At 62.7% G+C, this 14,453-nt stretch carries 3 protein-coding genes; all 3 read left to right on the plus strand.

What is annotated here, in order from left to right; genetic code table 11:
- Positions 1-31 precede the first annotated feature (31 nt).
- Genes AC0L2A_RS30675 through AC0L2A_RS30685 form a run of 3 tightly spaced genes read left to right on the plus strand, consistent with a single transcriptional unit; the run spans position 32 to position 14,339 of the window.
- Positions 32-6,874: a hypothetical protein gene (locus AC0L2A_RS30675; RefSeq protein ID WP_473611965.1), complete on the plus strand. Its 6,843-nt coding sequence runs from the start codon at positions 32-34 to the stop codon at positions 6,872-6,874.
- Complete coding sequence (locus tag AC0L2A_RS30680) at positions 6,871-8,907, plus strand: hypothetical protein (RefSeq protein WP_473611967.1); 2,037 nt, start codon at positions 6,871-6,873, stop codon at positions 8,905-8,907. Before AC0L2A_RS30675 ends, AC0L2A_RS30680 begins: the two co-directional genes overlap by 4 nt.
- On the plus strand, positions 8,886-14,339 hold the full coding sequence (locus tag AC0L2A_RS30685) for a hypothetical protein (RefSeq protein WP_473611968.1): 5,454 nt from the start codon (positions 8,886-8,888) through the stop codon (positions 14,337-14,339). The genes AC0L2A_RS30680 and AC0L2A_RS30685 overlap by 22 nt, the downstream gene beginning before the upstream one ends.
- Positions 14,340-14,453 lie beyond the last annotated feature (114 nt).

A 14,453-nucleotide genomic window follows, 5' to 3' on the forward strand; every position in this document is an offset into this window, starting at 1 on the left:
GTTTATGCCAAGGGAGATGCCGAGCCTAAGCGTGCGGCCGAAGCCCGCCCACGCCGCCACCCAAGCAGAACGGCAGACAGACATTGAGGAGGAAAAGCATCAGGCGGCAACGGCGATCGCTGCCAAGATCGATACGTCCGAGATCATGGCACCGTCATTTTGGGCCGTACTCTTCAAGGTTCCGGCGCCAGCGACGGCAGATCCAGAATTCGTCATGACGCTCATTCCGCGCGACGAAACGCGTGTGAACGGTCTCAGCGATGTGAATGGCACCTTTTACCCGCCGCCGCCGCCGGTAGATCTCGATGATCCGAATCAGCCGAGCCGCCCCAACTTCTTTGTTCAGTACGACTATGAACTGTCCAACATGCCGATCGCCATTACCCGGCTTCTGGGAAGCAAGGGGCTTGAGGGGCATGTCGGAGACGGCGGTTTGCGATTTGATGATACCGCTGTGATCGGCATCAGCGAGGACAGCGCGGATAAATTCACTCTGCCGAATTTCCTGTATCACTGCTTCATCGGGGTTCAGGCGGCCGACCCAAGCCAGAAATTCACCGGCGATACTCTTTATAGCGACGACGTCCTCCTCAAGCAGCCGCCGCTTGCAGAGATCGCAGAGACGCGTCAACGCCTGCCGGAGGATGAAGCCCGTGCCACGGAGACTTTGCGGCGCGCCGCCCGCGATCAGATGATCGGTGAGGAGGAAAGCATCACCGACTATGTGCGCGCGGTCGAGGAAAGGCGCTCTGGCGTCGTGTCGGCAATCGGCGAAAGTGCGGCATTCCTCGCCACAGCGGCGCGAGCGGGCGGGCCGAATGGCCAGCGCTATGAATGGCCCGAGCGGCGCAACGGTGTAGATGCCCGCGACCTCGGGCTCACCTTTGTGGTTACCGAGGCCGAACTCAGGACTCTTTTCGACAACATCGACAACGCAGATAAGCCGGTTTCGTCGAAATTCATGATTGCTACCCGGTGTTCGAAGCACGGTCAGCCACAAGACCCGAGGCCTGTCCATCTACTGAACCCGCCCGCGCGCTTTTTCTCGGAGGCGCATCCGCGGCTGGCCGGGCTTGCCGATAAGCGCGGCAAGACCGGGATCATGCTCGATTGGGACCTCGAGCCTCAGTGGGAAGCCTCGCGCGGCCCCTATCATGATCCGGAGTTCCTGCTGCGCCACTACCGGATCGAGCGCCTGGTTCTCGACGCAAACAGCATCGACCCGAAATTCAAGGCTTACTCTGTCACGACCAAGGCCGCCGCCCCGTTCCTGCTCTCACCCAAGGGCGAGATTCAGCCGCTGCGCCAGGCAGCGCAACTCGTCGACGATCTCGCCGATATCGCTGCGATCGATCCAAAGCTCGCCAATGTGCTGTTGCATCGCGGTCCCGATGCCCACGCGAACTGGACCACGTACCAGAATCATAAACTGCTCTACACAATCGTCCCTGTCGATATTGCGGGTTCCGAGGGCTTGCCGACGCCGATTGTGTTCACGCCGGAGCAACCCGCACCGGCTGTGCGGCCACTGCTCAAGGCCGAGATCATCTTCCACTACGAACGCCTTGCCGATCCCGTCGGAGGAACCCACGAACCGCCACGTTTGCGCCTTTTCCTGCGCATCGACGATCCCTTCGCTCATCCAACAGACAACACTTCAGGCGCGCAGCAACGGCTTCCCGGCGACAACACGATCTATCAACTTCGCCTCAGGCGGGAGATCGCGGTTACCGGCGGCATTTACGGCGTCGATGCCCTGACGAAGGCGCGCGAGCGCCCGACCGCGCAGGACTTCGCGCAAGACGCGGTGGGCCGCGATCTCGATATCTTCGTCGTGCTCAAGGACCGCGACAAAGTCCTGCCGAATCTTAACGACGGCCTCGGCCTCCGCTACACCGATGCCGATCGCTTTCAGCCGCTCGAAATCGTCGGGCGCGTCGCTCACCCGCCATCTCATCCGATTCGCGGCACAGCGCGTTTCGAGTTGATAGCGGGTGATGGCAAGCCCGCTGCAACGCTCGCGATGATAAGGGAGCATGTCGGCGTCAATGATCCTTCCGGCGTGCGCGCCGTGCGCGTCGCGGCCGAACGAAAGACATTTGTGTCACCCGTCGACTCCACGACGTTCAATACGCCGTCCGGGTGGCTCCCCGCCGATATGGCCCTCGTCGTGCTGGATCCCGACCCCAAGGACAAGCGTCCGCCCGTCGCCGTCGAGACGGTGGTGGAAACCTTCGAGCATCCGCGCCGGATCAGGTTCGACGCTCTCTCGCTTGAAGACCTCGACGGCCGCGCGGATCGCCTGGCGGTTGTTCAACCCGATCCACACAAGCACCTCGCCGATTTGATCGCAGTGGTAGCACCTGCCCGCCCGGCTCGCGCCGCGCGCCCCGCCGGACCTCTGCTGCGGCTCGTCGACCGTCAGCGGCGCACCGCGACTCGTATCGCCTGGAATGCCCGGCCTTCGGCTGCCGTTACCGGCCGGCCCGGCTTTGCCGATCCCAAGGCGTATGAAAAACTCATTGGCGGTTTCGACCTATTCGAGACCGATCTGGCCGAGCTTCCGAACATCACCGATCTGCCGGACTACGCCCGGCGCATCGCTCGAGTGCAGCGCCTGCCCGAAACCTTGCGCGGGCTCGATCCCGCCGAGATCACCGATTTCGAAAAGGTAGAGGCCTTCTACCCCAGTGAGACGGCGCGCGTCCTTGCTCAGAAGGCGGCGACGGGGGGCGAAGGCCGCGCACCGTGGTTCTCTCCCGCAGAGACGATCCTCGCTTGGGCTGAGATCGGCCCACGCGTTTCGCTCGGCCTCGCGCCCGTTCCTGCCGAACTCATGGCGGTCTGCGACAAGGGCCAGCCCATGGCGATCGAGTTCACCTTCAAGAAAGGCGGGCCCCTTAGCCTCGACGGGGCAGAAGGCAGCGCCAAGGTCGAGTTTCGATTCGACGAAGCCCATTTCATGAAGGACATCGACATGCCTGGGATCCCCGGTCCCCGGCCTTGGATCGCCACCATCAGGCGTAAAGACAAGGAGCCCTTCACGCCAGGCGCCCTTATCCAATTGCTGCGTTCGCTGTGGTGGAGCGCCGACGCCGCGTCCGCCACGTTCATTCGGGAACTCTTTGAGAGCAAGCCGGAGGTTTTCCAGACCGTCACGCTTCTCATCAGTGGCTACAGTGGAGCACGAGTGACAGGCGATGCCGCGATCGACGTCAATCTCGATTTGCCGCTGCATCCTTTCCTCGCCGACGTCGTCGACTATCTGCGCTGGAAAATTCCCGACGACGAAAAGAAGAACCCCGCCTACCGGCGCTACGAGCCGGTGCTCGACGGCCCGCCACCCACCAAGGCGGAAACGTTTTCCGACTTCGCGAATGAGTTTCCGCCCGAGCGCGATCCCTATGGCTGGGCCTTCCTGCGCACCATCGGCCTCGCGACGGGCGTCAAACTCTTCGATATGGAGACGGCGGAGTATGTCGCTTCCCAGGACACGCTGACGCTGGTGAATGCCGCCTTTGCCGCTATTGCGCCGCGGTATGCGACCGCCGGGGCCAACGTCAGGCCGTTCGTCGAGATCATATCACGGCCGGGCGGCCTCTATCAGCTTGCCTCATTCGACTCCGCCATTCGCGAAGAGGTGACGGCCGGCGAGACCCGCAACCTACTCACACAAGAAGGGTTGTCGCTTGTCCAGATATCGCTGCGCCCTTCGCCAGAAAGATTTCTTGACAAGACGCTCGTCGGTTATTGCTTGGTCAAATCGAAGAAGTCCGGAGACATCACCATCGAGCCGCTGCAATCGCTTGGCGGTATCGAGGGCGGCGTTCTTTATGAAGTACTCGACGTGGCGGGTGGGCTAGGAAGCTCACGCGTCGTGCGCGTGGCGCGAAGCGAGGATACTGTTGCACGGACCTTGCTGGCACCAGGTCAGGCGATCGAAACGAAGGTTACGATCGCGGCTCCGGATGTCGATTCCACCATCGCGTTGATCCGGATCGCGGTTGCAGGAACAGTTCGCTTTGACCAAGCAGTAACAAATCTCGCGACGGACGATCTCGACGTCAGCCCGGTCTCCGAACCCTCTGCGATAACGCCGAGTATCGAGCCCGAACCATTCGGCCGTTTCGGCTGGCTGGATCCCGAAGTTCTTGATGTGCTGCATCTGGGGTGGGCTCAAGACGGCCTGGATGTTAAACCGCAGCCCGATGCGACGCTGAATATCAAGCGCTTGTTGACCTTGATTGCCCGACGATTTTCGACGGTCGAGCGTGCGGCTCTCTATGAGACAGCGGAAAGGGCGACGCGTATTGAGCTTTTGGCCAAGCTCCAGAGGTTCACTGTGAGATTTATGGACCATTGCGCTGGGCTTCGCGGAGGCCCGGCCAGCATACCGTTTGCACTCGCGACGGTAACGCGACCCGACCCTTGGCGCGTTGCGCCGACGGAAGTCGGCCGCATGGACATCCTTATTGTGCACGAAGATGCCTGGGCGCGACGTCGGCGCTATGTGGTCCGTCCCTTCGGACGCTACGAAAACATCGCTGATGCAACTCCGGGCGATCAAGCAAGTGCAGACAAGCCGGCTCTCGATAAACTGAGAGCGAACGATCCCGCGTTCGAGCAGCGTAGCGTCGACGTCGTCTTGCCGCGCACCCACCCCGTCCGCCCGCCGGTCATCCTGTCGGCACGGCGGCTGGACATCTGGCTCGACAAGCCCCCCGGCCGCGATCCCAAACAGCGGCGCGAAGGCCGACAGCTTGAATTCGTCCTTGCCCGCCATGCCGAGGAAATGATCTCGGAATCAAACAGACAGGTGTCGGACGGCTATCAGTTCAGCCATATAGGGCTGGAATTCTATCGCGAATTTTCTGCCCCTCGCTGGGCGCGAGGCTTCGGAGCGGACCACGATTGGCCGCAGATCAATGACCATGAACTGGTCGCATCGTTTGGCGATGAAGCCGGCAGACGTCCCGCGCCGCCGGCCCTGTCGTACAGCAGCGAGAAGCTCTCAGAGCCCGGCATGCCGGACGAGCTGCAGTTGCCGCGCCGTATCGCCGACGGCTGGAGTGGCATCTCCGCCGTGCGCACCGGCGATGTACCCTATTTCTATCGCCTCCATGCCCTCGCCCACGCCGCGGCGGGTGTCGTGGTTTCCGAACCGTCTGGGGCGATGATCGCCGAGGGCCGACCGACACCGCGGTTCCCCTGGGTGCTGCCGCCCGGCTGGCAGTCGCCCTGGACGGTGCCCGAAGCGAGCTGGACCATGTGGATTGACGAAGAAGCCGAAGAGGCTGAAGTTCGCGTCGCGCTTCCGCTCATGCGGCATTTCGACGGCCTCTCACCCGAAGACTACGATCTCTGGCTCAAGGACACGGTGTTCGACGATAAACGGGTCCTGCGATTGCCCGACGCAGCAGCTTCCTATGCCCTCGCTCTCGAAACCGACGCCACGGGCGGATCGCGGTCCGTGGTCGCCGAGCTCTTCCCGCAAGTATCCGACACAAGCTCCGCCTATACGGTGATCGCGGGCCAGACGCAGTTTGAGGTTACGAACACTGTTGCGGCTTCCTTCGTGGCAGAGCATTGGCAGGTCCTGGTTCCCTTCAAGAAGAAGGTCGAGGCAGTCACCACCGTAGCCGCTCCCGTCCTGGCCCTCAGCGATGAAGGCCGTACCTTGCTCGACAGGATGGAGATTAGAACCTCTGGTTGGTCTATGTGGGTCGCCGATGCACCGACGAGGCGGGCGGCCATCACGATCACCAGGCCGGCCGGCACACTGAAACCCGGCGGCGTGTCGACCATCGATTGGACGCCATTCATCACCGAGATCAACCGGCTGATCGCTATATACGAGGGCTATAGCGGAGCCGATGCCGTTCTGAACTTACTCCGTAGCCACGCCGCCGCGCCGGACCCCGGACGCAATCAGGACCACAAATGGCATACCAAGCTGGGCCATGGCGATGCGGTCTCTGTGCGAACTGATGTTGAGCCATGGGCAGCCGGGCTGCCGCGCTCATGGGAGAATGATGGCCTCCTGGGGACACCGACGCCGGGAGCCGAGAATGCCTTCGTGGTAGAGCCAGTCATGTCTCCCTCCGACTGGTTATTGCCCAAGCCCGCCGAGCGCGACGCGACAGCGCGCGCCGCCTTTTCCGATGTATTGCGTCTCCAAACGGTTCCGGTGCCGGCCACGACGGACGCCGCGCTCAACGTCAAATTATTCAGCGTTATACGCGCATCGATGTTCGCGGGCGTGAGCAGCGCAGCATTGGCGGACGAAACAAAACCCTTCGCCGGCTTCGTTCCGTTAACGCGGGTGGCTGTAGACGATCTCGAACCCATTACAAAACTAAATCCGGCGGATGTTGCCGCGCCATTCGAATTGTTGTTACGCGCCGAGTTCACGCCCGGCGGCGACTGGGACGACGACAAGCGCAATGTGCTCCGGGCCCTAATCCTGGCGCTCGAAGCGTGCAAGTTGCCAGGCAGCCTCCGCGCCCTCTCAACACTTGAGGCCATCGATGCGGACGAGGCGACCATCGGCACGGGCGGCATCTCACCTTTCACGCTCGTCATGCCGCACACCGTCAGCGATGTCGTCACCACTGAACTAACAGACTTCGCGACGATGCTGGGCGTGGCGTTGACGTGGGAGATCAAGGCCTTGACGATGCGCCGACCGCCTGACGATGGCGAAATCACCGCGCTAGTCGATAAGCTGCCCATAGCGGATCAGGAAAGAGGCGGGGCTGCGATCCTCGCGATGGCGCAGGAACAAGCACTCGGCCCGCACCGCAAGCTGGTCCTCAACCTTTACCGCGGTTTCGCGCTGCCATTGACGCACGACCTGGGGAGGAGGCTAGCTTGAGCGAGTTTCGCGCAATCAAGGTCAAGTCGCGCACGGTCTACCGGCCCGAGCCACTTGCGTCCTTTTGGGAAGCCGATCTCGTCGTCGGCCTGTTGAATGCCGACGCCCATGTTCCGCCCTATCCCCTTCGCGCCGCCGCCATGCGAACGCTGGCCCAAGATTTCCAGGGCTCGACCCTCAAGATCACCGAGCCAAAGACGCACACACTGACGGATTTCCGGCAACCGCGTCTATTCCAGGCAGCAATTCGTCCGCGCACCTCCGGCGATGGCGGCGGGGATGCCCCTCGCTTACGTATCGGCAACAAAAAGAACCTCATCATCAAGGCAGCTTCGCCGGCATATTCCGAGGCGACCGTCGCGCCGGAGTTCGTGCTAACACACAAGAACACGTCCCATATCGAAACCGCGCCTTTGGTACTCGACTCGGGCGCTATCGACATTGCTATTCCCCGCACAGGTTCCACAAGCTTGCGGAAGTGGCTGCAACTCGGCATGGACGGCAGCACCAACAAGTGGGCGACCGCCGACAAAGTGGTCGGTCTCTTTGGTGAGACTTCGGACATCACAGTTCCGGTGGTTGTGGCCGACTGGACAGCGCGTGTCCGTCTCGTGCCCGATGGGATCGAATTTGACGCGGTTGTGAAGGATCCGTTCGATGGCGCTTCGACGCCGCGCTTGCTGACGCTTCTTTTCACCTACGATACCTCCGACGGTCCCGGCATCTTTATCGTGAAGCCGGTAGGCGGCAATGACATGGCGAAGTTGCGGGCGAGCTTCGACCGCTTGATGGCGGCGTTCGGACGTTTTCCTGGATCGCCGATCACTGTCGACGTCGCGCCCGGGCCATGTCCGATCTTTTGGGTACTGGACGATTCGAGCGGTGTACTCACTACCGAGCGAAGGTCGATCCATGTCGATCCGCGCGCGTTACGCGTTACGTTGACCACGGAACGGGCCGACAGTGCGATGCTACCTTCGGTCTGCCGCATCGCGGTCGGTTCGGCAAAATTGGAGTCTACAAAGCTGAGGATTAACAGTCCAACGGCAACGCAAACACGTGCGGCGAACATCATTGTGCGCTGGCAATCGGCAGTGGCGGATATCCTCGATTTCAGTATTGAAGCAAGGGCCAATACGGCGAACCCCGTGCCGATGATTGCCGAGACCGACGGATTCGGCAAGCAATTGCAATCTTTATACGGTGCCGCTGGTATACTTCCGAAGGACGAAGATGCGCCGCTCTATGCCTTCATTCCGCTTGAACGCGGCTTCCTTCAGCTGCCAACCCTGCGGCGCGACCCCAAAGCGCCGATCCCGGTAGCGCCGCAGGCCACAGCGCTCAACGGGCTAGTCCGCATCCGCGCCAAAGAGGTCGAGCCCTCGGAGCCCGTCATCCAGGTAGTCGCGGCGGAAACGGCTCGAATCGTGCTTACCAAGACCAACATCGGAGCGGACGATCTCACGGTAGAGGCTAAGCTCATCGGCGCCGTCGGTACGCTGTCGGGCACGCTCTTCGCCGCGGCGTCAAGCCCGAGTCCGGAGAACATCCTGCCCCGTCTCGACAGCGGCCCCATTGCCGCCACACCTCTCGATTTGATCTTCGGCGACAAGAGCGCGGTCGGCTGGAACATCGATCATGGGCCCCTGCATACCGCCAGTCTCAGGACCGCCGCGGCCGAAATCCCGATTGTCATCACTGGACCGGAGTTTTCGAACTATTCGATAGTGTCCGGCCGCAACCCGAAGGTCATCGCCTGGATGGCGCATCCGTTGATGGCACTGCTCTCGGCGATGCCGCCACGCGCACACGGTCGAGCGCCGCGTTGCCGCTTGAAACGAGAGATCTCGTGCCGCACGAACATGTGCTCACGAAAACGGCGCCCCTCACCTTGCGCACAAGATTCGGCGAACGCGCTTCAGCCGGCTCCATGTTCCCCGCACTCAGCGGGCTTGCTGCGAAGACTTCGACTCTTGATTGGCCGTGGCCTACGGACGACGGCAATGTCGATATGGAAGCCAGCGTCGGACTGACCGCCGTCTCACTCGTTTCGCTCACGCTTCCCGGCGTCGAATTCCGCCCCTCGGACCCAAATCGCTTCGACTTCACATCGCTGCAGGGCTCGCTGCGTTTCGACCTGCCGATATTGGGTGAACTTTGCGCCTCGGCAAATCTTCCGAAGCCGCCTCCTCCGCCGGGCACTGTCCAAGCCGCAAGCGACCCGTCGCCGACCGCGCTCCAGCCGCTCAGCCTTGCAGAACGGTGGAACAAGAATGCCGGCCGGCTGTCGCTCACACGCACCATAAACGATCGCATTACCGGCTGGTACGATCTGGAGACTGCAGCAACGGTCGTCATCAAGGGCATCGCCGAGCCGTATATGTGGAAGACGAACGTATTAATCGGCAAGGGCGACGGTAGGCTACCGCTCGGCGCCTATAGGCTGAACGGCGAGCCGGCCGCGGGCAGTGCCGCGCTCGCCGGCCTGCAAAAATACTTCAAGATTGTGAGCGACGAGCTTGTGGCCCTGCCGAATGCGACGAGCAGTTCCATTTCGGTCACCGGATGGTCAGCCGCCTTGCGCCAAGACGGTGACTACCAAATCGACACTCGCGGCATGGGGCAAGCTCTCGTGCCTGAGCGCACTTCGTCCGGCGATCCCATCGAATGGCGCGGTCTGAAATTCCAGAAGACCGCAGCCTCGGCCGAGGACCGGGTCGCGGCAAGCGCACCGTCCTTGTCCTTCGAATTTGACGGAGCGGCTTACTGCGTACGGTTCCGCGATCTGCCAATGGTCGAAGGGAATGGCGGCTTTGCCTTCGAGATTTCATCCGGCATCGAGGCGATCGCGCGGCCGGGCGGCACTGTGTTCTGGCGGGAGACGCTTCCGAAGGCCGCCTATGAGTGGAGTGTTTTCGAACGTGCGGGCGATGGCGCGCCCGGCTCTTTCGTCCTCAAATTCGGTCCGCTCGTCTTTCGGCCGCAGCGGCTGGCCAAGTTGACGCTCAAGGGCGACCGGACGACTGCAATGCTTTCGGCGTTCACGATCATAGGCAATTTCGAGCCGCCCGGCACAGCCTTGACGAAGGACGCCGAGGCGCCGTTCGTCGATGATGAGCCCTATGCGAGCGGAAATCCAATCGCATTGGAATTTTCGGTAGATCAGGGCAAGGCGACGCTCGCGGCTGTGAAGGCCGTCACGATCACCGCCGATGTGGTTGCTATCGCCGCGTCGCCCGCCACCGTCGCCTTCGCGCTCGATGCGCTACCTGTCTATGGTGACGAGACACGGGTGGATCGGCCCCGTCTGCCGGGGATACTCGGGTTGAGTCTTACGGCTGCTAGTGGAAGACTGGCTGTTGTCGCCGCGAGCGGGATGCTAAAGGCCAAGTTGTTTGGCAGTTCTGTCGAGCTGCGATCGGGCGTCGTCGTCCTGACGCCCAACGCCCTCACGCTCACCTTCGAGAAAATTCCGGATGCCACGCTTCGCTCCGGGCTGGCGATCGAGAGGATTGTTGCAGGTTGGGAGGACCTCTCGGAAGACGGCGAACCGGCGATCAGGATGCGTGGAACTGTGTTCGTGTCCGCCGGTCCCGCGCTCGCCCCTCCCGCACCTGCTCTTCCCCCTGCGCGTTGCGCCCTAATCGCCTGGACTCTTGGCGGAACCGTGCGCTGGTTCGGCGCCAATGCAGCCGGAGAGGCCGAGATCGATCACGGCGAAGGTTCGCTCACCTTGCGGGTGAAGCGAGAGCTCGCATCGTCGGATCAATTCCTCATTGGATGGCCTCTCGCTGGTGCAACACTCAAACTTGCCTTAGCCTGCGCGGTCGAGCGCAGGTCCGGGCTCGAGGATTGGCCGGTGGCAAATCTCCTTGCCGGCTTTGCGGAAGCCAGATGCAAGCGCGGCAACCCTAATGCGCTGCTCGACATCCGGCATCGGCTGGCCACAGACGACCATCCCCTGGTGTGGGACTCGACGTTGCTAGTGACGTCGCAACCACTCGCAATCACGAGCGCAATTTCCTGGCCAATCGAGAGCGTAAGCGACGCCGTGCTCCCAACTACCGCCTTCGCCGCGAGGTCGGGCCGGTGGCAGGACTGGCAGACTGCCATCACCATCGCGCACGATACCGCGACCTTCACGCACAATGCGACGATCGGTTTGATCGATGTCGCGCTCGATGCCGCGCGGCTGCAGCAGACAAACGACATGATCGGTTTGCGGCGCGCGTGGCCGTTCGTGGCACTCGGCTCGCACGAATTGCGCCGCGACGCCCATACGGCATTCACATGGACGACGGTCGACGAAATTATCATCGCCAGCAGCCGCTGGCTTGTGGATCGCTGCACCGAGGCTCTGAAGCCGCACGAGGCCTCAGGCCACGCCTTTGTGCCACGCCACAAGGGAGACGTTGCGCTCGCAGAGACCGAAGAACTTTTTGCGCCGAGCGCCGGCATACTCATCCGGGCATTGACCCGGGCGGGAATTCCCACCTACGAGATGGCGAAGGCCATTGCCAAGGGCGACCAGCCGAAAGGCCTGCTAATCGCCGGCGCGTCGCTGGTTGACGTCGAAACCGCGGCGGGCAGCGAATCGGAGCCACCCAAGGGTATTACGCTCGCAATGCCGTGGCTGGCGCCCTTCGAGGCGGATGCGAATCTCGGCGCACTCTACGCGATTCCTCAGCGGCCGTTGGCGGCGCCGCTGAATTTATTGGTCTCGACCTACGATCTGGCGGGCGCCTATCCGCGCCGGCTCGATACCGGCACCGTGGTGCCGTTCGCGGCCGGCAGCGGATCGGTGCGTACGCTCACGGAGATGCGCGACCGACTGGTCGGCGAGCCCATCACGCCTTTCACGCCGGTCTCGCAGGCGATCATGATCGGACCGGAGGACGGCAACCCCGCCGATGAGCCAACCGACCCAAAGGCGTGGCTCGCGCGGCCGATTTGGCTACGCACGCTCGCCGCCTGGAAATATGTTCTTAAGCAGCCGGGCATTCTTCAAGCGTTCCACACCCGGGTGAAGACGATCCTTGTAGCGAGGCCGCCTGATGACGCCGACGGAAAGCGCCGCGCCGTGCGCCTGGCGCTCACCCATCGCAGCGATGAGATCGCGCCTGCCGCAGCCTCGAATGTTTCCAGTGTTGCCGAGCCACGGGCCGACCTCGTTGTGCTTGCTGCGGATCGAGTCGCAATCGTCCCGCTTACCGGCGCAGACGCCGCGCTCTTGTTGGCGGGAGGTCTGGCGGACGGCACAGCTCGGGGAAGGCTCGCGCGCTTGGCATTCTTGGTCACGCCGGACCCACTCGCCATTCTCGCTGCGGAAATTGTTGACGATGCGGAAGTACTGGACCATCGCACCCACGAACATATCGCATTCCTCACCCGGCCAGCCATTCTGCGCGAGCTTCATGAGCCGCGCGCGCTACGCGAGGCCGCACGTACGTTGTTTGCTTCCCCCGCGCTCGCCTGGCCACGCGAATCCGAGCGGCTCGCCGCCACAGCGTCGGCTGCTATCGCACTCGGCAAGCAACGGGTCATTCAGGACAGCGATCACAGCTGGGCGGGCGAGGACCAAAGTTTCTCTGTGCCGGCCCGCGCCATTGCGCTTGACGAAAAGTTCGAGTCCGCCAGCGTGCTGGCGCTCGGTCAGCGGACCTTGTTCCGGCGCTCGCAGGAACATCTCTTAGCGCCTGCCGATCGTGCTCTCATCCCGATACCGCCGCGCCCGCGAGTACCGGTGCCGGATGCCACGGCGCGCGCACTCATGCCGCTACGGCTCGACGATGCCGACGGCAAGAAGGAGAAGGCCATCGCGGCGATTCAGCCTGGCCCGTTCGAAGTCATAACCACCGGACGCCGGCCCGGCACCCTCGCCTTCCACCATGAAGGGCTGATTTTCGCGAAGAGTCCGGCGCCATTCGATAGCGTCGCGGCGCGATACGGTCGGCCGGGCGACCGCGGCCCCGCCGTGTGGCGCCAGACACGTGCACCTCGTTCGACCGTCTTCCACGATATTTCCGACCTCGACCGGCGCCGCGGTACATTCCTGGCCCAGGACATTGTGGACGACGCCCTGAAAGGGAAAGGCGCGATACTGGAAAAAGCGTTGATCGCGGCGGGATCGCTCGCCGTGCTGCGCTATACACCGCAGTTCACGGACGGAACGGAAGCTATCATCCGCTGCATTCTCATTGCGCCTGTGACAGATTTCCTAGGTGCCGGAGATCTACCGGAGACAATCGACCTACTTGTCGAGGCGCGCAACGATCCGTGGGCGGACGACCCTGCCTCTCCCGATCCGCTCTCGGTGCTTGCGCGTTTTGGCTTCCTCACCGGCGGCGAGACCGGCCTCCGCGCAACATTGATCGTCGGCTCGCAGCAGTTCGGCTTTTCGAAGCTAGGATGGGCCAGGCGCACCACGCCTAAATACCGCCAAGCCACGCTGTCCTTGACGCTCGGCGCAGAACGGCAGGCGGCGGCGCAGGCGCTGCGCAATGCGACCGCCGACATGATGGTCGCCGTCCTCCTCGATCCCGGGGTGCCCGCGCCCGCGCCGAATCCCCACACCCGGAATGCTATGGTCGATCTGTCGATCGACCAGCGCACAGGCTTGCTTCCCGGGCCGAGCCGTATTTTGTCGCTTCCCTTGCCGCTTGCGCCCGCGCTCCGCTCCTTCCTGCGAATCAAGCCCGCAACGGTGGCGTTTGGCGATCCGAGTTACGACCGCGCGCTTGCCAGCAAAACGGTCAGCAACCGCGGTCCCGGCTCCGTGCTCCTCGCCATCGATCGGATCGAGTACGATCCTTTTTCCTCGCTTCACGTTGCTGCTGGCGTTATCGACCCCGGGCGTGGCGACAGAGATGTGACCTGGGTTTCCTCCCAGCCCGAGGATTTCAGCCTCGGATTCTACCTCGTGCGCAAATCTGCGCCCGACTCACCTGCACTTCCCTTGCGAATTGCCTCCGTCGTCGCGATCGATCGTGATGCCTATGAGCCTCGCTACGCTGTTGACGGCGGCAAGGCTTACGCCATTGCTATCGCCGATCTGCGGATGTCGGGCGAAGCCATGCCTGAATTTGAGCCGGGGGACCGCATCATCGTCACGGCGTATTGGTCCGACATCTCGATCAGCGTCGCCGCCAGCGTGGTAGCGGAACCGGTCATCGCGCCGCCCCCATCGGTGTTCGGCGTCGCCACGCGCGACAATGCGTCCGGGCCAGAGCGGCTGACGAGCGCGCTATTTGCCAGCGCGCCCTTGCCGCAGATCGTCGAGTATCCCGATCTTACAGGTGACCTTGCGCGGGGCATGGTGCGCAGGCGCGGCCTCTTCGTTTGGCGATTCGTCCCACGCACGCATTTGACCGCTGGCGAGAAGGCCGCAGCCCTCATCAAGATTGACAGAACCGGTGGCGGACAGTTGCCGGACGCGCTCGGTGACTTCCTCGAGCCCTCGTTCTGAATGCGATATGTTGATATTTTGACACAGAGGAGGATATCGTGGTCCGTAAGACAACTAAGAGAACCTTGGAGCCGATCTCGTCATAAGCGCGCCGGCGGATGTGGCAGCCGACAG

It is taken from the genome of Mesorhizobium sp. WSM4844 (assembly GCF_055811775.1).